Below are 23,236 nucleotides of genomic sequence, written 5' to 3'. Positions count from 1 at the left end.
TAGAGAGTAGATTGGAATTATGGAAAATATTTATCTTGTTAAAGACTTATCATGTGCGACAAGTATCTCTGTTTATACAATAAAGTATTACTTAAAACTTGGCTTAATAAAAGAAGTTGGGCGAACGTCTCAATTAAACTACAGATACTTTGATGATTCTACAGTTAAGCAGTTAGCTGAAATAAGAAGATTGAGAAAAGAGGGGATTTCTATAGGGAAAATACAGAGCAGGATAAAAGAAGAGGCATTAAAATGAGTTATTTTAATGAATTAGGATTAAAAGAAGAACCCTTTTCTACGAGTCCGGATCCTAATTTCTTTTATCAATCGCGAGAACATGGCAGTGCATTAAGAAGACTTGAGATTGCAATTCGCCTAAAAAGAGGACTAAGCTTAATTCTTGGGGATGTTGGTGTTGGAAAGACTACATTGAGCAGAATTCTTATACAATCTTTTCATAACGAAAATAGCTTTATTTTTCATATGATATTGAATCCAAACTATAAATCAGAATTTCAATTCCTTAATTCCTTAGCAAGGCGTTTTGGCATAAATGAAGGCATCCGTTCAGCAATGGATTGTCAGGATGCTATTGAAAGGTACCTGTTCCAGAAAGGCGTAGATGAAGAGAGAACAATAGTTCTATTAATTGATGAAGGACAAAAGCTGTCACTGCCTTTTTTGGAGATTTTGCGCACTCTTTTGAATTATGAAACTAATAAATATAAGCTCTTACAGCTTATTATCATGGCTCAGCTGGAATTGCTTCCTAAGATAAAACATGTCAGGAATTTTACTGACAGAGTTAGTTTAAAATATATTATCAACCCTCTAGGCCAGGAGGATACAAAGAAACTGATTCTGTTTCGTCTCAGGCAGGCAGGAGTGGATAATTTTAGAGATGTTTTTACAGATGACGCTATGGATGAGATATATAAATACTCTCTTGGATATCCCAGAAGAATAGCCCTATTGTGTCACGATACATTAGAGAATTTGATTATAGAGGGCAAGAAGATTGTTGATAAAGAACTTGTTCTTAAAACTATTGAGCGTAATGAATAACTTTCATCCTGAAGATCGATTGTTGAGATTAATAAGAGGAGAAAAAAAGGAGCAAACAGGTTCTAGGGAGCTTGTAAAATTTTCGGTTCGCTCTGATCGGTTAAAACAGGTGCTTTCTATATTAAAAACAAAACCAGTCATGTCAATTAATCAAATACTTTCTGTTGTTGTTTTTGTGCTTCTTATTTATGCAGCTTATATCTGGATAAGACCTGGAACATCAGAAGAGATATTAATCCCAAGCTCAAGAGTCGTTTCCTTAAAAAGCATAGAGAAAAAGCAACAAATTGATCTAAAAATCCAGAATTTGGAACCATCTTCATTCTATTCATCAATGGCAAAAAAGCGTAATCTATTTAAGCAATTAACAGCCAGTCCTGTTATTCTGCCAGAGGTAGGGATAGATATGAAGCAGCTTGTAAAGGATCTAAATCTGGTTGGAATAGTCTTAGATGAGAGCCCTCAGGCAATTATAGAAAACGGAAAGACAAAAAGTGTTCATTATGTTAATGAAGGAAGTACTGTGGGAGAGTTAAAAGTCAGCAAAATTTCAGAATCAAGTGTTACTTTAAGTTATGGAACAGAAACAATAGATTTATTTCTATAAAAAAAGGAGTGTTTACTATGAGAATAATAGTTTTGTTTTTGATGGTAGCATTTGTTTGTACTCAACCCAAAATATCAGTGTTTTCCCAAACTGAAGAACCTTTAGAGGCGCCTCCTCTAGTATCTTTTGAAGAAGCTGAGAGAACACCTCCAGAGGTAAAAAAAACGCCTTTAAAAATGCCCATCAGAACGTCTCCAAAAACATCTATCAAAGAGACAGACAATATATCTTCTTCAAAGATCACTCTTTTGGAACTCAAGAATATGGATATCCTGGAAGCATTTAAGCTTCTGTCTAAAAAAAGCGGAGTGAATATTGTTGCCAGTAATAGTGTAAAAGGGAAAATAAGTATCTTTTTAAGAAATGTGGAGGCATGGGATGTGCTCAGAATGATATTTGAGACAAATAACCTTGCTTATGAAGAAAAAGGGGATATTATTAAAGTAATGACTGAGAGAGAATATGAGACAATTCATGGCAGGCAATTCAAAGATCCGAGGGAAATTAAAATATATCAGCTAAAATATGCAACGGCTACTGATGTAAAAAAAGCACTGGATCAGATGAAAACAAAGATTGGGAGAATTGTTGTTGATGAGAGAACAAACACATTAATTATAAATGATGTTATTAACGCAGAATCAAGACTTGACGAAATTATTAAGGAATTAGATAGTCCTTATATCACAAAAACCTTTATACTTGAGTATACAGATCCTAAGGAGATGGAGGGAAAGCTGAAAAAAATTATCTCCAGCAAGGGACATATTCAGATAGACCAGAAAGCAGGTAAGATTATACTTATTGATGTACCGGAAAACGTTGAACTAGCAGCAAGAGTTATTGAGGAATGTGATTCTAGAGCCGCAACAGTTACAGAAGTATTTGAACTTAATTATGCTAAGGTTGAAGATATAGAAGCAAAACTTGCAAAAGAAGTTACCAAGAATATTGGCAGTGTCATTGGAGATAAGGCGACAAATAAAATAATCATAACAGACCTGCCTTCAAATATGGGAAAACTTTCTGAAATAATCAGGGCTGCTGATGCAAGAACAAGAGAGGTATTAATTGAAGCAAGAATTATCCAGATCACTCTAACTGATGAATACAAAATGGGCGTAAACTGGGATTATCTTTTCTCAAAGAACAAAAGCGCAGAGATCATAGGTAAATTTGAACTGGCTGCAAAGGATAGCTTTTCTCCTGGTATGACCCTTTCTCTTGGTAAGCTGGCTGTAGATAAATATACAGGCTTTCTTCAGGCACTGAATACAATCGGTAAGACAAATCTTCTCCAGAGCCCGAGAATAACTGTTATCAACAATGCTGAAGCCAGAATACATGTAGGAGAAACAAGACCCTATGTTACTACTACTGTCTCACAGGGCTCTTCCACAACAGAGACTGCAGAAAGTGTAACAAATGTTGATGTAGGAGTAACGCTTTCTGTTACACCAACAATAAATGAACATGGTTTTATTACAATGAAGATCAAGCCTGAAGTAAGCTCAGTTTCAGGCACTGTAACAACATCTGAGGGAAATACTATACCCATAGTCTCAAAATCCGAGACAGAAACAACAGTTATGGTAAAGGATGGTGTTACAATAGTTATGGCAGGTCTTATAAAAGATGAGTTAACAGACGCAAACAGCGGGATTCCCTTTTTTAGAAAAATTCCTATATTTGGGTATTTGTTTGGCAAGATAGATAAGGAGATAATTAAGCAGGAAATAGTGATTTTTCTTACGCCACATATAGTCACTGGAGAATATGGTTTGCTAACTACCGCCGAGAAAGAAGCAAAGGATGAAATAAAGCACGAAGACAACATACTTAAGCTTCTTGATGATGCTAAGAAAAAAGAGCTTACTATTCATGAAGAGACAGAAAAACACTATTGATGAGTTAGAAAGGATATATCATGCTTTTTAAAGAAAATTTGCGTTTAGGTGAGCTGCTTGTTGCAAATGATATTATCTCAGATAAGCAACTAGAGCAGGCTTTATCGCAGCATCAGAAGATGGGAGAATTCCTTGGCCGCACAGTTGTTAAAATGGGAATCGCTTCCGAAGAAGAAGTTTTGCCTCTTTTATCCAAGAAACTAAATATTTCATATATTCAGATAAAGAAGCTTACTATTCCCCCGGATGTAATAAAAAAGGTTCCTGCAAAGTTTGCATGCCACTATGAGCTGATTCCTATCAAATTGGAAGGGAAGGTGTTAACTGTTGCATTAACTGATCCGTCAAATCTTGAGTTTATAGATGATTTAACATTACTTCTTGGCTATAAGATCAAACCAATGCTTGCCGGTGAGTTAGATATTATGAAGGGTTTAAAAAAATATTATGGCATTGGCGCTGAAACTATAGAGGAAATGATGAAGCAAACCTCTCAAACGGAGGCAATAAAAATGGTGGAGCCTTCTGTTGATAATATAGAAGAGCTAGCTGCAGATGCTTCTATAATAAAGTTTGTTAATCAGATACTTTTAGAAGCATACAGAGATAGAGCTACTGACATTCATATAGAACCATATGAAGACGAGTTGCGTATAAGATACCGTATTGATGGCATACTGCATGACGCAAAGGTGCCTAAATCTATTAAGCACTTTCGAGAGGCTCTGGTTTCCAGAATAAAAATAATGTCCTCTCTCAACATAGCTGAAAGACGTATGCCTCAGGATGGAAGAATAAAAGTAAAGATAGGAAATGCTGAGCTGGATTTAAGAATATCAGTTCTTCCGACGTCTTTTGGGGAAAGTGTGAATATGAGGTTACTATCCAGCAATGTTTTTCTGGGATTGGATGTCTTGGGTCTTTCTTCAGGACATCTCGAAATTTTGAAATCTGTGATACATAAGCCACATGGAATAATTCTCCTGACAGGGCCTACAGGGAGTGGAAAGACTACAACATTGTATGCATGTTTAAGCGAAATAAACGATAGTGAGAAAAAAATAGTTACAATAGAAGACCCAATTGAGTATCAGTTAAGGGGGATTTCTCAGATTCAAGTGTTACCAAAAATAGATCTAACGTTTGCTAGAGGCCTGCGTTCAATGCTTCGTCATGATCCTGACATTATGATGGTAGGAGAGATACGGGATTTTGAGACAGCTGAAACAACAATACGAACAGCTCTTACAGGACACCTTGTTTTCTCTACACTGCACACAAATGATGCTGCAGGAGCTATGACAAGGCTTCTTGACATGGGAATAGAGGCATATTTATTGGCATCATCTCTTGAGTGTGTGATAGCGCAAAGACTCCTGAGAGTTATATGCGAGGATTGCAAAGAGATCGTAAAAAATTCTACTATACAGAAAAAAAGTTTGGGAATACCACAGGAAACAAAAATATTCATGGGAAAAGGATGCGAGAAGTGTAGATTTACAGGGTTCAAAGGTAGGACTGCAATACATGAGATGCTGGTAATTAATGATGAAATCCGTGAACTTATAGTAAAGCGGGTATCAGCTAATATAATCAGAGACAAGGCTATTTCTCAGGGAATGAAGACTTTGCGTCAGGATGGATTGGGCAAGGTTTGTAAGGGAATTACTACTATTGAAGAAGTTCTTCGAGTAACGCAGCAAGAGGAGAAATAGCGATGCCTGTTTTCTCATACAAAGCGAAACATGGTCCTAAAAAAATAATATCAGGAGTCATTGAAGCAGAAAATCAGGACATTGCATTAAGCAGACTGGATAAAATGGGCTATTTTGTCTTGTCTATAGGTGCAGGTAAAGAGAAAAAAGGCTTTAAGTCCAGCCTTGGAATTTTTCAGCGTATCGGTTTAAAGCATATTAGTTTATTCACCAGACAATTATCAGATTTATTGGATGCTGGGGTTCCTCTCTTAGAATCGATAGCCATATTATCTAAACAAGCAGACAATACGCTTCTCAGCGCCGTTCTGGATGAAATATACACTGATATTAAGGATGGCAAGAGCTTATCTGAATCCTTAGATCAATATCCAAAGCTCTTTTCTCCACTTTATGTTAATATGGTTGCTTCCGGCGAGACAGGGGGGATATTAGAGAGCGTTCTATTGAGACTTGCGGATTTTTATGAGAGCGAAGAGGAAATAAAATCAAAGATAAAAGCGGCTCTCACCTATCCTATACTTATGTTTTTTGCCGGAATAGGCACGATTATAGTGCTTTTGACATTTGTAATTCCTAAATTGGTGGTTATGTTTGAAGATATGGGACAAAGACTGCCTTTACCAACCCAGATTTTAGTGTCTTCAAGTAATTTCATTGTTGAATTCTGGTGGGTGCCCGTCGCGGTTATATTCCTAATTATAATTCTTTTTAAACGGTTAAAGAATACAAAAGAAGGAGGTCTCGTAATTGACAGGTGGAAGCTTGCAATTCCTCTGGTCGGTAAGCTTATTCAAAAGGTTGAAGTAAGCCGTTTTTCTAGAACTCTTGCAACCCTACTTGAAAATGGAGTACCGATTCTGCAGTCTCTGAACATAGTAAAGAATACTATTACTAATAGGGCTATATCCGGAGAGATAGAAAGAGCTGCTAAAGATGTCTCAGAAGGCAATAAACTTGCAGCCAGCCTTGGGAGAGGACTGTGGATTCCTGTTTTTGCAACAAACATGATTGCTGTTGGAGAGGAAGGTGGGGCATTAGAGAAGTCTTTATTGAAAATATCTGATACATATGCTCGCCAGGTTGATAGAGCAACAAAGACCTTAACTTCATTACTGGAACCTGCAATGATCCTTATTATGGGGTCTATTGTAGGGTTTATAGTAATAAGTATGCTTTTACCAATATTTCAAATAAATATTTTAATACACTAGGAGGAAAATAAATGTCAAAAATCAAAGTTCAAATGTCAAAAAAAGGGTTTAACTATGATTTTCTATGCGTATTTAAAAACTTTCACATAACAATTTCACAGCTTTTTAATGTAGTATTTCATATTCTCAAAACCTCTCAAAGGTCGCAATCAACTATTCGCGGTCAAGAGCCGCACGAGAACAAATACGCCTGCAGCAGGCCTTATTCACGCTATCGAGCTTTACGGCTTGAGCCTTTTACTCATAAACGAATTCAAGGTCACTGCTGCAGGTGTAATCCTAGAGAGTATGAAATATTTTCATTATTAAGCTGCCCTTTCCGTTTTTTCTTTATCTTTATTAATAAAGTCTTTATTAAAAGCCGTATTGTTCTTAGCCATAGCCCAGCTCCAGACAAGAATTTTTCTGGCAATAGCGCAAGCGGCCTTTTTCTTACCGGCTTTCCTGCTAATTTTATTAAATATTTTTCTAATAAATTCGCTGTGTCTAATAGCCACCCATGCAGATTGCTGAAGAACCCATCTAAGATTAGGAGGTCCTTGTTTATTAATACTGCCATGCCTGCAGGAATCACCACTTTGAAAGACTCTGGGAGTAAGACCTGCAAAAGAGGCGATTTGTCCAGCAGTTTGAAATCTGGAGAAATCGCCGATCTCTGCAATAATAGTATACGCAACTACATCACCAATACCTGGGATTGTTTGAAGGAGTTTCATAAGAGGTTGATAACCAGCTTTATTAGTAAGGTCAAGGATTTGTCTTTCAATATCAGATACATCTCTTTCAAAAGAAATTATTTGATCAGTAAGCTGTCTAAGCTGAAATTTATGGATATCAGAAGTTTTGTTTTCAAAGCCTCTGATCCAGCGAAGAGCATGATGAGCGTCAAGAGTTTTTGGTCCTGGAAGGTTTTCTTTGAGAGTGATACGTCTGAATCTATTTTTAGAGCAAGCAAGGGAACGGGCAGTTTGATGACGATGGCGAGCAAGTTCTCTGATAGGTCTGAGGTTATTGTCGGGGACAAAGACAGAGAGCTTGCTATTATGAGTAATTTCGTTGGAAGCAAGAAGCCGCGCAATAAGTCTGGCATCTCTGGAGTCAGTCTTAGGGTCCCTGCCTGCGTAACGTCTGACTTCAACAGCATTCAGGAGATAGATATCAGAGGCAAGAGGACTGACCAGATCCCAGAACCAGTGGTAGAAGCCAACAGCCTCAACAGCAACTGTACATGGATGAGGAAGATCAGCAAAAAAGGCAGAGACTTTGTTAACGCATTTACAGTGAATTTTAGTAATCTTCGCTTCGTTGTAAGGGTCGTTAGAAAGAGAATTAGTTACAGCAATAGTCATCGAATCTTTATGAAGATCCACACCAGCATACGTAATTGTATCCATTCCTTTTCCTCCTGTTTTAAGGTTAAATTACCTGTTTATCGTTTTCGTTCTTCAATCCTAGCACAGAAAATACATGGTTTCACTCTGATAGAGCTTATGCTTGTTGTTATTATTATTGGTGTGCTTATTGCAATGGTGGCTCCAAGGTTTGCAGGCAGGTCCAAACAGGCAAAGATTATAGCGGCGAAGGCAGATATTGAAGCAAATATTGCAGTAGCCTTGGAGCTATTTGAACTGGATAATGGTAGATATCCTACGTCTGAAGAGGGGCTTAATGCATTACGTGAGAAACCTTCAGAGCTTGAGACATGGAAGGGACCTTATATTAAGAAAAAAATGCCAGCGGATCCATGGGGTAGTTCATATCAGTACAAGTGTCCTGGAGAGCATGGCGATGATTATGACCTCTTCTCCTGTGGACCGGACGGAGTAGTTGGCGGAGGGGATGATATTACTAATTGGGAAGAGAGTGCGTCAAACGAATGAAGATGCGGGAGAAAGGGTTTACCTTTATTGAGTTGATTCTAGTTATTAGCATACTCAGTATCCTTACAGCAATATCTACTCCTTTGTTTAGACATACTTTTGATAATTTGCAGGTTAGGAACCTGTGTCGGGATATATCGAAGCTCACTAAGTATGTGCAGGAGAGAGCAATTATGGAGCAGGTAATTCACAGGATAGATTTTGATGTTAATAATAAAGAATACTGGGTCAGTGTAGCAAAAGACCCCTTAAATCCAGAAAAATTTATTGCACTAAATAACAAGCTTGGTAGAAAAAGGAGGTTCTCCACCAACATACTTCTGGAGTGTGCTAAACCGTATGCAGTATTTTATCAAGATGGAAGAGCTGATGAATTAACAATACATTTATCAGGCGCAGATGGCGAAGTTTATACTTTAACCAATAAAGAGACCACAGGTTATGTCAAGATATTCAAAGGGTTTTCTTCTTTTTGAGGTAATGATAACAGTAGCTGTTTTATCTCTTGGTTTAGTAATCATCATACATTCATTTGTTAGCTGTTTGAATGGGACAAGAGCAATTGTAAATTACGTAGATGCCGGCTTTTATTTAGAAAGAAAGATGTGGGATATAGAAAATGGATTAGAAGATACACATGGAGAAGATGAGAAATACAGATGGAAACTGGATACAAATGTTATTGAAGATACTGACCTGAGTGAAGCCGTATTGAGCGTGTCATGGGATCAGAATAATATTGAAAAGAAATTAACTCTGGTGACGTATCTTGAAAGAGAGACTGAAGAATGAGAAAAGGGTTCACATTATTGGAATTGTTAATTGCAATTCTGATTTTTGCTGTAATTGTCAGCGCAGTATACAGCACTTTGTATTCAGGCATCAAGGTATGGAATGAAGGTGATGCGAAAACACGTTTCCCTGAATCTTCGCAAATGGCACTTAATAGGATGACAAAAGACCTGAGAAACGTGACTAGGTTTTCTGAGATTAAGTTTGAGGGAGAAAAGCACAATATTTCAATGCCCGTGATAAGGGATGTGTATCAAGATAAGGATCTAATAACTCAGATCTATAAAGTTAGCTATTATTTGGATAGCGGTAACATAATGAGAGATGCCCAGACATATCCTGAGAGTTTAAGAGGACAAAACAAGAAAAGGGAGCTGGTTTCTGGCATTCAAGAACTAATTTTTTCTTATTGTGATGTAGAGAAAGAATGGAAAGATTCATGGGAAGAAGGCAGCCTGCCATATGCAGTGAAATTGTCAATTAGGAGTAAAGAGGATAATATTCTTGAGGCAATAACAGAAATTCCAATATTTGATACAGGGATAACGTATGAATAGGCGTGGTTCTATCCTAATCATAACCTTGTGGATTTTAGCTATTCTTTCTCTTTTAGCAATTAGTTTTGCCCATCACACAGCTGTTGGTATAAAGCTTACTGAGTATCATATCAGCAGTCTCAAGAACTTATATATATGTAAGGCAGGTATCAAGAGAGCCTGTTATGAACTAAATAGAGATAAAGCAGAGGAAGAATATATATACGACTCTCTTAATGATTCATGGAGTAATAATCCAGAAGCATTTAAGAATGCAGGTGTAGGAGATGGCACATTTACAGTTAGTTATCAGATTGAAGATGATAATAAAGACATGACTAGCGTATATGGGATGATTGACGAGGAGAGAAGGCTTAATATTAACAAACTTGTCAAAGACGGTGTTGTTGATGGAGTTAGATTAAGCCAGATAAAAAAACTTCTTGAGATAGTTGATATAGATACAGTAATTGCAGACTATATTGTTGACTGGCTTGATTCAGATTCTTTAGGAGATGGAGAAGAAGATTTCTATCAGGGGTTAAGTGTACCTTATAATTGTAAAAACGATTTAATTGAGTGTTTAGAGGAGATGTATTTGATAAGGGGAATTACGGCTGAGATATTTAAAAAGCTAAAACCATATATCACAATTTATGGAGATGGGAAGATTAATATAAACACTGCTGGAAAGGAAGTCTTTGCTGCTTTGGGAATGGATGATACGCTCACGCAGCAAATCTTGGACTACAGAGGGCAGGATGGCGGAGAGGAGGATTTATATTCTTTCAAGACACTTGAGAGTATTATCCCGAATTTAAATAATTATCAACAATTAACATCTGAACAAAGGCAAATATTAACTGCTCTCATACAAACAGAATATTTAACAGTATGTTCAAGTGTTTTTACAGCAAATGTGACAAGTGTGTTAAATAATAGTAAGCTTGCAAAAAAAGTGGATGTTGTTTTACAAAGAGAAGAAGATAATAATATAAAGATAGAATACTGGCATGAAAGTTAAAAAATCAAACTCGAAGCACGAAGCACAAAATACGAAACAATATCAAATAACAAAAATCCAAATGCTCAAAACAATGTTTAGAATTTTTAAAATTAGAATTTTGAATTTGTTTCGGATTTCGATATTCGAATTTCGGATTTACACGAAGAAAAAAGCTAAGACGCTATGGTCAGAAATCTATCCTCTATGGTCTAATTTAATAAACACACGTGTAATTACAGGGATTGAAATAGGCCAAAATAGCATAAAGGTTGTCCAGGGTATTTCTGAGTGGAGAAAATCCAGGATAAAAATTATAACTCTTTTAACAGAAGAGATTAAAAACAATGATGAAAAGCAAGAGAAACTTAAGCATATAATCAATAATCTGATGATCAAGCCTAAAAAGGTTATAGCTTGTATTCCGAGAAGTCTTGTAACAGTCAGATATTTAAATCTGCCGTCAATTAGTGAAGGAGAAATAGCACATATGGTGCAATTTCAAGCTGAAAAGCAGCTTCCATATTCTAAGGAGGAACTTGTTACAGCTTTTAAGGTTATAGGAAGCAATAAAGATGGCTATTCCAGGGTAATGCTAGTTCTTGTCCATCAAGATGTTATAAACAAGCAGCTTGAGTTATTAAGGAATCTGAAATTAAATCCAGAATATATTGAATTAAGTTCTCAAGCTACAGCTTCTGCCTTTATCAAAGAACATCCTGAGATAAATCAACCAGTTGCCCTTATTGATATAGATATGTTCTCAGTTGATATTCAAGTGATATTTAATGGGAAATTAGTTTATACGAGGAATATTTCTCTATCTGAGAACAGAACACAAGAATTCCTTTTAGAAGAAATAACAAAATCTCTCAATTCTTATAAGAAAGATAATAGAGAGATAACAAGTGTTTTTCTAAGTGGAAAAGTTCATAATAAACTGGTGGAGAATTTGTCCAAGAGTTTTAACATGCCTGTGGAAATATTTAATCCTGTAGAGAATTTAACATTGCAGGAAGAAAAATTTTCTATTGCAAATCAACATGAAACTTCTTTGTGTTCAATTATAGGCTTGATTAGAAACTTTCCTAATGTTCTGCTTAATGTTTTACCGGATGGAATAAAAAAGCAGAGGCAAGTCAGAGAAAAGCGAAAACATTATCTTGTTTTAGCCTCTCAATGCGCGGGTATATTACTTCTTATTTTAGGTATTTCTACAAGAATCATCTATGACAAACAGAATACATCAAAATGGCTGGATATAGAGATCGGGAAAACTGATCCAATTGCTAAAGAAGTTAATAAGCGCGCTAACAGGCTGCGTGTTATAAAGAAACAAATAGATACTAAAAACTCATGTTTAGATATTCTGTATGAATTACATAAGATAATTCCTGATACTATTTCCCTATCAATCCTTGATTACCAGCTCAACAATACTCTTAAAATAAAAGGGCAGTCTAAGGCATTATCCGATGCATTAGGCCTTATAGACATACTGGAAAAGTCGTCTTACTTTAAGAATGTTCAGTTAAAGTCTTCTAACATGCGAAGACTTCGCGATATGGAAGTTGCAGATTTTTATATTCAATGTGAAATAGAGAGCTAAAAATAATGTTAATAAAATCCATGGCTGCACTTTCAAAGAGAGAGAAGGGCGTTTTTTACCTTTGTGCGGCGATTATTGCGTGCGCATTACTGTATAATTTTATATTTGAACCTATAGCTAAGAAATGGTTAAAGGCGAATAAGGAAATTCAGATAAAGAGAATGAGTTTAATGAAGAATATTAGAGCTGTAAAAAACAGAAAAAAGGTTTTCTCTGAGTATGAGGTTTATGCTGATAGAGTGAAGCAGAAAGGGTCTGAGGAAGAGGAGATAGCCAGAATTTTTCGCGAAATAGAATCTGCTGCAAGAAATAATCATGTAAGTATCTTAAATATGAAGCCTGTGTCATTCATTGATACCTCAGGAGAAAATGAAGGATATAAAAAATTGGCTGTTGAGGTTGAATGCGAGGCTCAGATGTCCTCGCTTGTTCAATTTATCTATAATATTCAAACTTGTTCGCAAATACTCAAGGTGGAACAAATAGGACTAAAAGCTAAGGAAATGAATTCCAATATGATAAGAAGCAAATTAAGTATTGGTAAGATCTTAATACTGTCATAGATTTGACAGACGGGGGTTTACTGAGGTATACAAGTATAGTTATGAAAAGAGGTTATAATGAATATAGAGCAAACAGTAAAAAAGATTATTGATGATGTCAGAATCAATGGTGATAAGGCGCTTTTAAGCTACACTAAGAAGTTTGATGGGGTTTTATTAACGAAAAGCCAATTAAAGGTTTCAAAACAGGAGATAAAAGACTCAAGGTCTGTTCTGGCAGGTGAAGTTCTCAAAGCAGTAAAAGAAGCAAAACGCAATATAGAGAACTTTCATAAAAAGCAAATTCATGGAAGAAAAACCTGGTATCGCGGTAGTCCAAAGACTGTTTTGCTAGGGGAAAAATATACTCCTATTGAAAATGTTGGGGTGTATATTCCAGGCGGTACTGCGCCTCTTATATCTTCTGTATTAATGACTGTTATTCCTGCAAGGTTAGCTGGAGTTAGAAGGATTATTGCAGTTACGCCGCTACAAAAGAATGGGCAGGTCAATAAATATGTATTAGCTGTGCTTGATTTTTTAAGGGTAAGAGAAGTATATAAGGTTGGAGGAGCGCAAGCAATTGCTGCGCTTGCTTTTGGTACAAAGATAATCCCAAAAGTAGATAAAATTGTTGGGCCTGGGAATATATATGTTTCTACTGCTAAGAAACTAGTTTATGGAGCAGTTGATATTGATATGATTGCAGGACCCAGTGAAATAGTAATTATTGCAGATAAGGATGCAAATCCCAAATATATTACAGCAGACCTTATTTCTCAGGCTGAGCATGGAGAAAACGGAAGGTTTATCTTAATCACAACATCAAAACTTGTTGCAGATAAAGTCAATGTTTTGATGAAAAAACAAGTTGCTTTATTGCCTGGAAGAAAAGCTATTGAGAAATCGCTGGATAAAGGGAAAGAGATATTAATTGTAAAAACCCTGGATAAAGCAGTATTAATAGTAAATCAAATAGCTCCTGAGCATCTGGAGCTTCATGTTTCGAAGCCGCAGAAACTAGCAAAGAAGATAAAGAATGCAGGAGTAATCTTTCTTGGAGAATACAGTCCTGTAGCAGTAGGGGATTACATTGCAGGGCCAAATCATGTCTTGCCAACCGGGGGCATGGCAAGGGTTTCCTCTCCATTAAGTATTGATGATTTTTTGAAAAAATCTTCTATTATCTGTTACAGTAGAAAAGGACTAAAGAAGGTTAAGAGGTCATTGAGTTTGCTGGCAGATTTAGAAGGAATGGATGCACACAAGAAATCTCTGCTAATAAGATTGGAACATGAATTGTGAAAACAAATTTTGACTTAATACTTCGGGAAAACATAAAAAAACTAAAACCTTATTCAACTGAAAAAGTTGATTGTAAGCTCAAGCTTGATGCTAATGAAAATCCTTTTGATTTTCCCATGGAATTGAAAGAGATTATATTGAAGGATTTATTTAAACACCCATTTAATAGATATCCGGATCCTGATGTATCTCTGCTAAAGGAATTACTCGCTGGGGAAATAAAAGTAGACAAAGATAGAATAACACTGGGGAATGGTTCTGATGAATTGATACAATCATTAACACTGGCTTTCGGCAGCAAGGCCTCTTTAGTTTTTTATCCATCGTTTTCGATGTATGGAATAATATCAACAGTATGTAACACAAAGAGCAAAGTTATAAGCCTTGATAAGAAGTTTGATATTAATATAGATACTACGCTTAGATATATTAAGAAGAATCAACCCAGTCTCATTTTTATCGGATATCCTAATAATCCCACAGGCAATTGCTTCTCAAAAGATAAAATAATAAGTATTATCAAAAGTTCATCCGGGCTTGTTGTAATGGATGAAGCTTATTCAGAATTTTCAAAGAAAACATTTTTACCACTAATTAATAAGTACGATAATCTGGTTATACTAAGAACGTTTTCCAAAGCATACGGCCTTGCAGGCTGTCGTATAGGTTATATGATAGCTTCGGAAAAGGTAGTGCAACAGGTTAACAAAGTAAAGTTACCATTTAATTTGAATTCCATTTCACAGCGCATAGGAATCATAGCCTTAAAACATAAGAAAAAATGCAATGAAGCTATTAAAATTATTATCTCTGAAAAAGCTAGGCTCCTGGGAGAGATGGGAAAAAACAGCATGCTCTATACATTTCCGACAGAAGCAAACTTTATTCTATTCAGGCCAAAAATTTCGTCAGAAACTATGTTTAAGAAGCTTCTTACCGGCGGTATTCTCATACGCAATGTAGCTGATAATAAATTGCTAAAGAATTGTTTGCGAGTTACTGTTGGAAAATCATCTGAGAATAATGCCTTTCTTCGTGTTATAGAAAAATTTCACAAGATATAGCCGAGTAAAATTTTATGCAACTAAAAGAGATTGGTAATACAGGAGTTAAAATATCTAGGATAGGATTTGGATGTGCCTCTATTGGGTGTGAATATGGGATAAAAATTAATGGTAAGTCATGTATTTTGTTAGAGGAAGAAACATCCAGACTTGTAGATTATGCTATAAATAAGGGAATAAATTTCTTTGATACAGCACCTGCATATGGCAGGAGTGAAGAAATTCTAGGTAAGGCATTAAAAGGTAAAAGACACAGTGTAGTAATTGGGACAAAATTAGCATTGATTCTAGAAAATGGTATGCTTCCTTCAAAATCAGTAATTGAAAAGAAAATTAATAATAGTATCAATAAAAGCCTGAAGTTATTAAAAACAGATTATATTGATATATTGCAAATACATGAAGCTGATAAAAAACTCTATTGTAGCGATGTTTTAAATGCTTTATATAAGTTTAAAAAGCAGGGGAAGGTAAGATTAATTGGTGCATCCACTTATGGTATTGGTATGGCAAAAGAAGCTCTGGAAAAAGAAGTATTTGATGCTCTGCAGGTAGCATACAATCTAATTGAGCAACAGACAGAAAATGTTATTTTTATGGCAAAAAGGCAGGGTGTAGGCATAATTGTAAGGTCAGCGCTTATGAAAGGTATTCTTACTGATAAAAGATTTCAAATTTCATCAGAATTAAATCCAATTGTAAAGCACATAGAGAAATATAATTCTTTCATAAATGGGAAAATTGAATCGCTCTCTGATTTGGCTATAAAGTTTGTATTATCAAATAGTGGAGTAACATCAACCATTCTGGGAATGGATAAAAAGGAGTATATTGATCGGGCAGTTAAAAATGCAGATACAGAACCTCTAAGCTCAGAAACTGTGGACAGATTAAAAAAATTAAAATATCCGGACCAATCATTTATTGATATGAAGAAATGGACAAATAACGGATGGTTATAATTTCATAAAAACTTAAGGAGCGAATATGAGACAAAGTAGCGTATTAAAAAAACTTCGGCAGAATAAACCAGTTTTAGTTGGCAGCCCAACACCATATCCATCAGCAAAAATCTGTGAGCTGATAGGTAAAGTTGGGTATGACTGTATCTGGATTGACCATGAACATCAGGACTTCAATGATAGCGATATTTGGAATATGAGTCTTGCCTGTCGTGCCACAGATATTGATGCAATGGTAAGAATCAGAAAAGCGGGATACTTCAGCTATTTTCGAGCTATTGAATCCGGTGCAAACGGGATTATGGTTCCGCATTGTATGAGTAGAGAAGAAGCAGAATGGGCAGTACGAAATACAAAATTTGCGCCAATAGGACTCAGAGGAATGGATGGGATAGAAGCGCATACTGACCATTCATTACAGCCAATGAAGGAATTTATGACGCAGTCCAATGAAGAAACTTTTATTGTTGTTCAAATAGAGGATAAAGAGGCAGTAGAAAAAATTGACGATATAGCCTCTGTAAATGGGATAGATATATTACTTGTAGGTCCTGCAGATCTTTCTCAGAGTCTTGGCAGACCTCTGGATTTTGATAATCCTGAGCTTCAGCAGGTTATAGACAAGGTTGCTGATGCGGCAAAAAGGCATGGCAAACACTGGGGAATTACTATTGGTAATGCTGAATCTGCTGAGAAGTTTCTGGAGAAAGGGGCTAGATTTCTCTGCTGGGGCGCAGCTGTTATTTTACTGGCTAAGGGATTTAGTGGGATAAAAAGAGAATTTGATTCTGTCTCAAAATTGCTTCGCTAGCGCTCGCATCTTCTCACCTTTTTTGCAGCTTTCTTAATTCCTTCAATCATTATGTTGCAGTCTTCCTTCGTTAATCTCGGATGTATGGGAAGATTTAGTTCTCTTTTGTAAAAGAATTTTTCTGCAACTGGACAGAGCTTGTCAGGATAACCTAACTTTTTTAACCCGGTATAGTGATATGTTGGCTGATAGTGCAATATTGGTTGGACCCCATACTCTCTGTAAAGAACGCGCATAAAAGCGTCTCTTTCTATGCCCATTTCTTCTTCGACACAAACGGTATAAAGGTGATAAACATGGTAACAGTTTGGGTCTTCATATACCGGAGTTATGCCTTTAATATCTTTGATGGACTCATTAATATAACGCCCGAATTCTCTCCGTTTTTCATTCATCTTTTTTAACTTTTTGAGCTGACATATCCCGACTGCAGCCTGGGTTTCATTCATTCTGTAGTTATTTCCCCACTTTCCATCGTCATCTACAACATCATGATGTGAGGGAATCCAGTAATCGGATATACCTGTCTTTGTCAATGTGTACCCTGCAAAACTGAATGTGCTTTGTCCTTCAGGGAAGTCCCACGTTGCTGTATTCATTGCGCGAAGCCTTGCTACTCTTGCAGCTATTTCATCATTATTAGTTGTAACCATGCCTCCCTCACCTAATGTAGTCATGTTTTTTAAAGAATGAAAACTGAAACATCCAATATCTCCGATACTTCCTGCTTTTCTTCCTTTGTATTCTGCTCCGGGTGTATGAGCGCAGTCTTCCAAAACATAGATATTATGTTTTTTTGCTATCTCCATAATGGGGTCCATATCACACATCTGCCCGCCATAATGAACGACATAAATCGCTTTTGTTTTAGGAGTTATCTTATCTTCTATCTGTTTTGGGTCGATGTTATATGTTTTTGGGTCAATATCTGAATATACAGGTCTTGCACCTTCTTTTAAAAGCACAAGAGAAGTAGCAATAAATGTGTTTGGTGTAATAATTACTTCATCTCCTTCTTTAATACCAAAAGCCTGAGTTGCTGCATGCATCGCAGTAGTACAGTTAGAGGTTGCAAGAGCATGTTTTACTCCGCACATAGCTGCAAACTCTTTCTGGAATTGTTCCAGATGAGGTCCTTTTGTCTGCCTGTCCTGTTTCATTGCCCTGAGGACGGCTTTTTCTTCATCATCATCATACATTGCACCAAAATAAGAGTAAGGAACTCTTAGTGTAACGCCGTCATCCGGCTTGGAACTTGTTGGTTTGCTTCCAGTAGCCTCATGTCCTGATTTCCCATTTCCCATTTCCTATTTCTCCTATTAATAATTTATAATTAAAAATTAATCTGCGTCTCCCCCTCGAATACTGGTATCTCTTTAAATTTATGTTGACAGCTTTCATCATTATAAACATAAACTTTTAACGGCAAACTGGATTTACCTTTTAGTTTTAATATCATCTGCTCTGTTGTGGAATTATAATTTGCCTCTGTTATTTTTGTGTCATATCTACTCTTTGCGTATTCAGCAATATAATCATATCCTTTAAATATCTTTTTATATTTTGAAGTTAATTTGTCTATACCCTTCAGAACTTGTTCCCATTCCTCAGCATTCATAGCAGAGATTCTCTGCTCATGTGTCAGGAGACATCCAAAAAATAAACTATCCAGTCCCAGAGTTATTATTTCAACTCCTTTTTTTATTGCATCCTCTATAGCATTTTTTTTGTTTTCTCCTTCGAATTTTGTGTTCCCATGAAGAAAATCAATGCGCTCCTCATAAGGGAATGCATTTGATAAATTGAAAAATTCCGGGTAATCAGGCATATAATCAGCAATAAAAGCATATTTCCCGTCTCTTCTCTTTATCCCGTATGGTTTCCAATTTTCTGGCGAAGGATCACTGTATCTTTTCCCAAACAATACAGAAATTCCCATTAGAAGGTTTTGTTCCCTTTTCTTCAGGAAGGGAATAGAGTTAATTCCTGTTTCACAGTAATGCGCGTTAAGCACTCTTGATGGCTTTATTCCCCATGAAGAAAACTTCCTGTCTACTTTCTCGAAATTTCTTGTAAGTTCTTTCTTGGTATATTCTTCTCCGTTATGCTTCATATATATCATACTCTTAATTTTTCTATCCTTACTCTCTCCAAATGCATGTGGAGAAAATTCAGCAAGTTTCTTATCATATTTTTTCTTTATGATTTTCCCATCACTATCTGTAATGTCATCAAGGAATGGACCGATATTAGGGATGTAACCATACTTGTTCAATGTATCGATGTATCTGAAATTTAATGCTGCGCTTTTTCCATTTGTTATGTAATGACTTTCTGAACCGGAACAGTCATCTATCCTTGCTGTAACAAACGGAGGCATCGCCATCATCAAAAACGGTTTTTTTGCTGCCCAGATAATTGACTTATAAAAAAGCCCATCTAACCCATGCAGGTGCCCAAAATATTCACAGTGCCACATCCTGGGAGAGATAAAAAATTGGATAACTCTTCCTTTGCCAAGACGCGATAAATTTAGAACAGGATAATTTTCTAATGAGCTAATAAGATTATCTTTCTCAAAAGACGATGATAGAATTGCCACTTCAATATCCTGCAAAAATTCTGTCTTTTGATTTTCTTGGTAGGTTTCAGTGATAAAATGATGAGTATCTTTTATTTTCAACCCTTTTGATGCGTTAAATTTAATATTTTTATTTGTACCGATAAGTATGTTACGCAGGACAGAAGGATAGGAATTCAGGCGATGATCAAAATTAATTAACCCCACACCAGACTCTTCTACGGACTTTTTGATACTGTCTCCATCAGCCGAAGAAAACTTTTCTCCTATCCCTTCCTGAGCAATAACAACAGCTCGGCAGTCAGCGATTTTTCCCGGGGTTAAATTTTCTTTTGATAAATCTATTGTTCTGTAAGGAATTCCTAAATGCCGAAAAGCAAGAAAGAATCCTTGCTTAACATACGGGAATTCCTTCTTGCTGCTGTCTATTACTGTTAAGACTGCAAGATTCCCCTTGCTCTTATTTGAGTCTGCCATTAATCCTTTCCAAATTTTTTTGCTGTTTGGATCATTGTTTTCATATTCTCGACAGGAACATCACTTGGATTCATCTCACCGGTATTGAATATATATCCACCATCCTTTTTACCAATAGTCATGATTCTCTCTGTTTCTTTAGCTATCTGCTGAGGAGTTCCATTCATCAAAATATTTATTGGGTCCAGATTACCCAGAAGACATGTTTTCCCTTTTACTGTTTCCTTTGCTTTTTCAATGTCTATGCCAGGTCCTACGCTTATTGCGCTTACTCCAAGCTGAGTTTCTAATTCTATATGAGGAACAGATTCCTCACTATTATGTAGAAATGTTAGACCTCCTGCTTCTCTATATGCTGTTGTAACTTTTTTGCATGGTTCAAATGCAAATTCCTTATACTGCTGCGCAGATATGAGATTACTCATTGAATTACAGTCGCCTAGCCAGATAGCATGTGCACCTGCTTTAATTTGAGCTACTCCCCACATTTTTTGAAGTTCAACAAAAAAATCGCAGGTATCTTTAAGCAGCTTGGAATCTGTGTGAATGAGCATCATTGTTTCAGTAAGCCCGTATAGAAGCGCCACGGAAGAAAAAGGCGCTGCATTACTGGCACATAAACATACTCTTTCTCCAAAATGCTTTCTTATTTTCCTTATTGCTTCAAGTTTCATCGGCATTCTGCCATCTTTGTCTGGATCAGGTATTTTGAGGTTTTTTAATGTATCCTGTGTTGCAGGCAGATAATCTTTTGTTGCGCGAAGAATATTTCCTTCTCCGTGACATCCAATTCCTAATACTTCGAATTCAATACAATCATCAATTTGCAGCCATGCCCAGTCATAATCAAACTCTTCTACAGCCGCAATCCATACCTCTGCTAACTTGCCTGCATCCTGACATACATCTTCATAGATATATTTCCCATACCATTTAACATCAAATTCTTCACTATTGGCAAATACAGGAACTCTCTTTGGAACGCCCAGATTTACACATGTTTGGATATCATCCATTACCCCTTCATAAGCCATATCATACCTCCCTTGTTATCGTCTGTTAAGTGATGCCAGTCTGTCTTTTATCTTCTTATTTAATTTATTTTCAAATGTTTTTGCTATTTCTGGTTCTTTATCAATAAGATTGTGTTTTTCTCCCGGGTCATTTTTTAGATTATATAATTCGTAAGAACCCTTGTCTTCTTCGTTCTTATAATCATAGTTAAAAATCAGTTTCCATTCAGGCGTTCTTACTGCCCACAACATTCTTCCATCATCAGGCAAAGTCTGCCAGCCACATTTGAGCGTTTCCAGATAAGTTTCTTCATTAAAATCTACTTTTTCTCCTTTGATAAGCGGCATAAGAGAATGCCCCTCTGTCCCCTCAGGCATAGAGAGGCCGAGCATATCAAATATTGTGGGCATTATATCTACCTGACCAATCTGTGTGTCTATTATTTTCCCTTGTGGTAATGCTTTAGGATATCTCATAATCAGAGGAATTCTTACATTTTCTTCATACAGAGTTCCTGCCATGGAGCAGGATGCATGCCCTAAGGATCCATGCTCCAGTATTTCTTCTCCGTGATCTGAGGTTATTATAATCAGGGTGTCGTCTAAAATACCGAGCTCTTCAAGCTTTTTAATATAGGTTTCTATTTCCATATCCAGCATTCTCAAAGCTCCGTCATATCGCGCTATAATTGAAGGCCTGTCCTCTTTGGAAAGAGTAAAAACTTTCCACGCTGTAGCTGTCTTTGCTTTCTGATATTTCTTGCTAACAAGTTTTGGATTTAATATGTATCCATGCCCGGTTTCTTTAACCATCTGCTCGTATTTTTTGAAATTATCTGTAACCTTATATCCTTCCGGAAGAAACATCGTATCATATGGCGGTTCTGCCTGATATGCAATATGGGTACGATAAGACATATCCATTATGAGAAATTCATTGTCCTTATACTTTTCTATAGCTTTTAATATGCCTCCTTCATCATGTATATCAGTAGTACACCCAAGAGGCTGAGATATACTTCCCCCATATTTCCCAATTATCCGATAATCCTTTCTTTTAAGGATATCTAATGGAGTCTCCCAATTTTTAAATTCCCGTCTAGATTTAAGATAACTCCATGATATCTCTTTTATCCTGTTATAGCTTTCTTCTGCTTCAAGTTCGTGAGTATGAGGATAAAGGCCTGTGTAAATAGAAGCTACGCCAGGATAGGTGTGAGCAGTCTGAGCTATTGCGTTCCTAAACAAGACTCCTTCACGCGCTAATTTATCGATAAAAGGACTTGTTTGCTTTGCATAACCGCAGCAGTGCAGATTCATAGGTCTAAGAGCCTCAGGCATAATGAGTAAAATATTCATATGTTAAATTCCTCTCAGTTTTGTAATTTAGGAACCTGTTCACAGAGTAGACCGCCATCTATTACTATTGTGTGTCCCGTGATATATGAAGAATCATCCGAGGCTAAGAATACAGCTGTCTTCCCCACTTCTTCGACTTCTCCAAATCTTCGCATAGGAATATGCTGTTGATAATGTTCCTTGAATTTGGAGTCGGCAAAGAAATCCACATCTATCTCTGTTTTAATGATGCCAGGAGCTATTCCATTGACCCTTATCCCAAAAGGAGCCAGTTCAATAGCTAAGGAGCAAGTTACCATATCCATTCCCCCTTTGGAAGCATTGTAGTGGACAGTATCCACTTCTGCCACCTGACCATTAGTGGCAGATACATTAATAATCCTGCCTTCAATTTGTTTTTTAATCATCTTATTAGCCACTATTTGACTGGTGAAGAAGGTGCCTTTTAGGTTCACATCCAGAGTTCTGTCCCATGTTTCTTCACTAACTTTGAAGAAGGGTTCAATATAGGCTATACCGGCATTGTTCACCAGGATATCAATTCTTCCGAATTCCTCCCAAATTTGCTCTACCATCCTCTCAATATCTGTTATTTTACCTACATCTGCCTGAATAGGAATAGCATTTCTTCCGAGTAAATGAATCTTGCTGACAATTTCATCTGCAGCAGCCTTATTTTTTGCATAATTTACCCCTATATCAGCCCCTTCTTTTGCCAGTTCCAAAGCTACAGCTCTACCAATACCTCTTGAGCCACCTGTTACTAAAGCTACTTTCTCTTTGAGCCTCATTTT

Annotated in this window: 23 protein-coding genes; 17 read left to right on the top strand and 6 right to left on the bottom strand. The window is 36.5% G+C overall.

Annotated elements, in window-relative coordinates; genetic code table 11:
* Nucleotides 1-19: 19 nt before the first annotated feature.
* The 6 genes from Q7J67_03220 to Q7J67_03195 are packed head-to-tail and all read left to right on the top strand — an operon-like array spanning nucleotide 20 to nucleotide 6,508.
* Nucleotides 20-256: a MerR family transcriptional regulator gene (locus tag Q7J67_03220; protein ID MDO9464287.1), complete on the top strand. Its 237-nt coding sequence runs from the start codon at nucleotides 20-22 to the stop codon at nucleotides 254-256.
* Nucleotides 253-1,065, top strand: coding sequence for an AAA family ATPase (locus Q7J67_03215; GenBank protein MDO9464286.1), 813 nt, complete (start codon nucleotides 253-255; stop codon nucleotides 1,063-1,065). Before Q7J67_03220 ends, Q7J67_03215 begins: the two co-directional genes overlap by 4 nt.
* Complete coding sequence (locus tag Q7J67_03210; GenBank protein ID MDO9464285.1) at nucleotides 1,058-1,672, top strand: hypothetical protein; 615 nt, start codon at nucleotides 1,058-1,060, stop codon at nucleotides 1,670-1,672. The genes Q7J67_03215 and Q7J67_03210 overlap by 8 nt, the downstream gene beginning before the upstream one ends.
* Nucleotides 1,673-1,689: 17 nt before the next feature.
* The gene (locus Q7J67_03205) at nucleotides 1,690-3,579 is read left to right on the top strand and encodes a secretin N-terminal domain-containing protein (GenBank protein MDO9464284.1); all 1,890 of its coding nucleotides are present in this window, start codon (nucleotides 1,690-1,692) and stop codon (nucleotides 3,577-3,579) included.
* A 20-nt stretch (nucleotides 3,580-3,599) separates the two neighbouring features.
* Nucleotides 3,600-5,294 (top strand): ATPase, T2SS/T4P/T4SS family, encoded by a 1,695-nt coding sequence (locus Q7J67_03200; protein ID MDO9464283.1) that lies wholly within the window; start codon nucleotides 3,600-3,602, stop codon nucleotides 5,292-5,294.
* Nucleotides 5,295-5,296: 2 nt separating this feature from the next.
* Complete coding sequence (locus tag Q7J67_03195; protein ID MDO9464282.1) at nucleotides 5,297-6,508, top strand: type II secretion system F family protein; 1,212 nt, start codon at nucleotides 5,297-5,299, stop codon at nucleotides 6,506-6,508.
* A gap of 305 nt (nucleotides 6,509-6,813) precedes the next feature.
* On the opposite strand, the gene Q7J67_03190 is transcribed toward Q7J67_03195, so the two are convergent.
* On the bottom strand, nucleotides 6,814-7,902 hold the full coding sequence (locus Q7J67_03190; protein MDO9464281.1) for an IS110 family transposase: 1,089 nt from the start codon (nucleotides 7,900-7,902) through the stop codon (nucleotides 6,814-6,816).
* Here Q7J67_03190 and gspG point away from each other — a divergent pair.
* From gspG to Q7J67_03135, 11 genes are all read left to right on the top strand, one after another.
* The gene (gspG, locus tag Q7J67_03185; protein MDO9464280.1) at nucleotides 7,867-8,388 is read left to right on the top strand and encodes a type II secretion system major pseudopilin GspG; all 522 of its coding nucleotides are present in this window, start codon (nucleotides 7,867-7,869) and stop codon (nucleotides 8,386-8,388) included. The genes Q7J67_03190 and gspG overlap by 36 nt on opposite strands.
* A 173-nt stretch (nucleotides 8,389-8,561) precedes the next feature.
* Nucleotides 8,562-8,864, top strand: a complete 303-nt coding sequence (locus Q7J67_03180) for a hypothetical protein (GenBank protein ID MDO9464279.1) — start codon at nucleotides 8,562-8,564, stop codon at nucleotides 8,862-8,864.
* Nucleotides 8,830-9,180, top strand: coding sequence for a hypothetical protein (locus tag Q7J67_03175; protein ID MDO9464278.1), 351 nt, complete (start codon nucleotides 8,830-8,832; stop codon nucleotides 9,178-9,180). The genes Q7J67_03180 and Q7J67_03175 overlap by 35 nt, the downstream gene beginning before the upstream one ends.
* Nucleotides 9,177-9,737: a type II secretion system protein GspJ gene (locus Q7J67_03170; protein ID MDO9464277.1), complete on the top strand. Its 561-nt coding sequence runs from the start codon at nucleotides 9,177-9,179 to the stop codon at nucleotides 9,735-9,737. The genes Q7J67_03175 and Q7J67_03170 overlap by 4 nt, the downstream gene beginning before the upstream one ends.
* The gene (locus tag Q7J67_03165) at nucleotides 9,730-10,740 is read left to right on the top strand and encodes a type II secretion system protein GspK (GenBank protein MDO9464276.1); all 1,011 of its coding nucleotides are present in this window, start codon (nucleotides 9,730-9,732) and stop codon (nucleotides 10,738-10,740) included. Before Q7J67_03170 ends, Q7J67_03165 begins: the two co-directional genes overlap by 8 nt.
* Before the next feature lie 73 nt (nucleotides 10,741-10,813).
* On the top strand, nucleotides 10,814-12,328 hold the full coding sequence (gene pilM, locus Q7J67_03160; protein MDO9464275.1) for a pilus assembly protein PilM: 1,515 nt from the start codon (nucleotides 10,814-10,816) through the stop codon (nucleotides 12,326-12,328).
* A 5-nt stretch (nucleotides 12,329-12,333) separates the two neighbouring features.
* Nucleotides 12,334-12,891, top strand: a complete 558-nt coding sequence (locus Q7J67_03155) for a GspMb/PilO family protein (GenBank protein MDO9464274.1) — start codon at nucleotides 12,334-12,336, stop codon at nucleotides 12,889-12,891.
* Between the two features lie 57 nt (nucleotides 12,892-12,948).
* Nucleotides 12,949-14,175 (top strand): histidinol dehydrogenase, encoded by a 1,227-nt coding sequence (gene hisD / locus Q7J67_03150; GenBank protein ID MDO9464273.1) that lies wholly within the window; start codon nucleotides 12,949-12,951, stop codon nucleotides 14,173-14,175.
* The gene (gene hisC, locus Q7J67_03145; GenBank protein MDO9464272.1) at nucleotides 14,172-15,239 is read left to right on the top strand and encodes a histidinol-phosphate transaminase; all 1,068 of its coding nucleotides are present in this window, start codon (nucleotides 14,172-14,174) and stop codon (nucleotides 15,237-15,239) included. Before hisD ends, hisC begins: the two co-directional genes overlap by 4 nt.
* Before the next feature lie 125 nt (nucleotides 15,240-15,364).
* Nucleotides 15,365-16,201 (top strand): aldo/keto reductase, encoded by an 837-nt coding sequence (locus Q7J67_03140; protein ID MDO9464271.1) that lies wholly within the window; start codon nucleotides 15,365-15,367, stop codon nucleotides 16,199-16,201.
* Nucleotides 16,202-16,226: 25 nt separating this feature from the next.
* A complete protein-coding gene (locus Q7J67_03135; GenBank protein ID MDO9464270.1) occupies nucleotides 16,227-17,012 on the top strand; it encodes an aldolase/citrate lyase family protein in 786 nt (261 codons plus the stop codon).
* On the opposite strand, the gene Q7J67_03130 is transcribed toward Q7J67_03135, so the two are convergent.
* Genes Q7J67_03130 through Q7J67_03110 form a run of 5 tightly spaced genes read right to left on the bottom strand, consistent with a single transcriptional unit; the run spans nucleotide 17,009 to nucleotide 23,233 of the window.
* Nucleotides 17,009-18,316 (bottom strand): DegT/DnrJ/EryC1/StrS family aminotransferase, encoded by a 1,308-nt coding sequence (locus Q7J67_03130; GenBank protein ID MDO9464269.1) that lies wholly within the window; start codon nucleotides 18,314-18,316, stop codon nucleotides 17,009-17,011. The genes Q7J67_03135 and Q7J67_03130 overlap by 4 nt on opposite strands.
* 29 nt (nucleotides 18,317-18,345) lie before the next feature.
* Entirely contained in the window at nucleotides 18,346-20,070 is a 1,725-nt protein-coding gene (locus Q7J67_03125) for a hypothetical protein (GenBank protein MDO9464268.1), read from the bottom strand.
* On the bottom strand, nucleotides 20,070-21,104 hold the full coding sequence (locus Q7J67_03120) for a uroporphyrinogen decarboxylase family protein (protein ID MDO9464267.1): 1,035 nt from the start codon (nucleotides 21,102-21,104) through the stop codon (nucleotides 20,070-20,072). The genes Q7J67_03125 and Q7J67_03120 overlap by 1 nt, the downstream gene beginning before the upstream one ends.
* 15 nt (nucleotides 21,105-21,119) lie before the next feature.
* Nucleotides 21,120-22,442 carry a sulfatase-like hydrolase/transferase gene (locus Q7J67_03115; protein ID MDO9464266.1) on the bottom strand — a complete coding sequence of 441 codons (1,323 nt, stop codon included), beginning with the start codon at nucleotides 22,440-22,442 and terminating at the stop codon, nucleotides 21,120-21,122.
* 14 nt (nucleotides 22,443-22,456) lie between these two features.
* Nucleotides 22,457-23,233, bottom strand: coding sequence for a 3-oxoacyl-ACP reductase family protein (locus tag Q7J67_03110; protein ID MDO9464265.1), 777 nt, complete (start codon nucleotides 23,231-23,233; stop codon nucleotides 22,457-22,459).
* Between the last annotated feature and the right edge of the window lie 3 nt (nucleotides 23,234-23,236).

The sequence above is a fragment of the bacterium genome, assembly GCA_030652805.1.
Lineage (GTDB): Bacteria > JAHJDO01 > JAHJDO01 > JAHJDO01 > JAHJDO01 > JAHJDO01.
The sequence above is the reverse complement of the archived record's forward strand: the minus strand, read 5'-3'. Positions and strand labels throughout refer to the sequence as shown.

Bases quoted from the DNA above. Each gene is read 5' to 3' on its own strand.
- Q7J67_03135 (MDO9464270.1), top strand. From the start codon at position 16,227: ATGAGACAAAGTAGCGTATTAAAAAAACTTCGGCAGAATAAACCAGTT.
- hisD (MDO9464273.1), top strand. From the start codon at position 12,949: ATGAATATAGAGCAAACAGTAAAAAAGATTATTGATGATGTCAGAATC.
- Q7J67_03210 (MDO9464285.1), top strand. From the start codon at position 1,058: ATGAATAACTTTCATCCTGAAGATCGATTGTTGAGATTAATAAGAGGA.
- Q7J67_03200 (MDO9464283.1), top strand. From the start codon at position 3,600: ATGCTTTTTAAAGAAAATTTGCGTTTAGGTGAGCTGCTTGTTGCAAAT.
- Q7J67_03120 (MDO9464267.1), bottom strand. From the start codon at position 21,104: ATGGCTTATGAAGGGGTAATGGATGATATCCAAACATGTGTAAATCTG.
- Q7J67_03175 (MDO9464278.1), top strand. From the start codon at position 8,830: ATGTCAAGATATTCAAAGGGTTTTCTTCTTTTTGAGGTAATGATAACA.
- Q7J67_03130 (MDO9464269.1), bottom strand. From the start codon at position 18,316: ATGGGAAATGGGAAATCAGGACATGAGGCTACTGGAAGCAAACCAACA.
- Q7J67_03180 (MDO9464279.1), top strand. From the start codon at position 8,562: ATGGAGCAGGTAATTCACAGGATAGATTTTGATGTTAATAATAAAGAA.
- Q7J67_03155 (MDO9464274.1), top strand. From the start codon at position 12,334: ATGTTAATAAAATCCATGGCTGCACTTTCAAAGAGAGAGAAGGGCGTT.
- Q7J67_03215 (MDO9464286.1), top strand. From the start codon at position 253: ATGAGTTATTTTAATGAATTAGGATTAAAAGAAGAACCCTTTTCTACG.
- Q7J67_03170 (MDO9464277.1), top strand. From the start codon at position 9,177: ATGAGAAAAGGGTTCACATTATTGGAATTGTTAATTGCAATTCTGATT.
- Q7J67_03110 (MDO9464265.1), bottom strand. From the start codon at position 23,233: ATGAGGCTCAAAGAGAAAGTAGCTTTAGTAACAGGTGGCTCAAGAGGT.
- pilM (MDO9464275.1), top strand. From the start codon at position 10,814: ATGTTTAGAATTTTTAAAATTAGAATTTTGAATTTGTTTCGGATTTCG.
- Q7J67_03205 (MDO9464284.1), top strand. From the start codon at position 1,690: ATGAGAATAATAGTTTTGTTTTTGATGGTAGCATTTGTTTGTACTCAA.
- Q7J67_03220 (MDO9464287.1), top strand. From the start codon at position 20: ATGGAAAATATTTATCTTGTTAAAGACTTATCATGTGCGACAAGTATC.
- Q7J67_03165 (MDO9464276.1), top strand. From the start codon at position 9,730: ATGAATAGGCGTGGTTCTATCCTAATCATAACCTTGTGGATTTTAGCT.
- Q7J67_03115 (MDO9464266.1), bottom strand. From the start codon at position 22,442: ATGAATATTTTACTCATTATGCCTGAGGCTCTTAGACCTATGAATCTG.
- Q7J67_03125 (MDO9464268.1), bottom strand. From the start codon at position 20,070: ATGGCAGACTCAAATAAGAGCAAGGGGAATCTTGCAGTCTTAACAGTA.
- Q7J67_03195 (MDO9464282.1), top strand. From the start codon at position 5,297: ATGCCTGTTTTCTCATACAAAGCGAAACATGGTCCTAAAAAAATAATA.
- gspG (MDO9464280.1), top strand. From the start codon at position 7,867: ATGAAGATCCACACCAGCATACGTAATTGTATCCATTCCTTTTCCTCC.
- Q7J67_03190 (MDO9464281.1), bottom strand. From the start codon at position 7,902: ATGGATACAATTACGTATGCTGGTGTGGATCTTCATAAAGATTCGATG.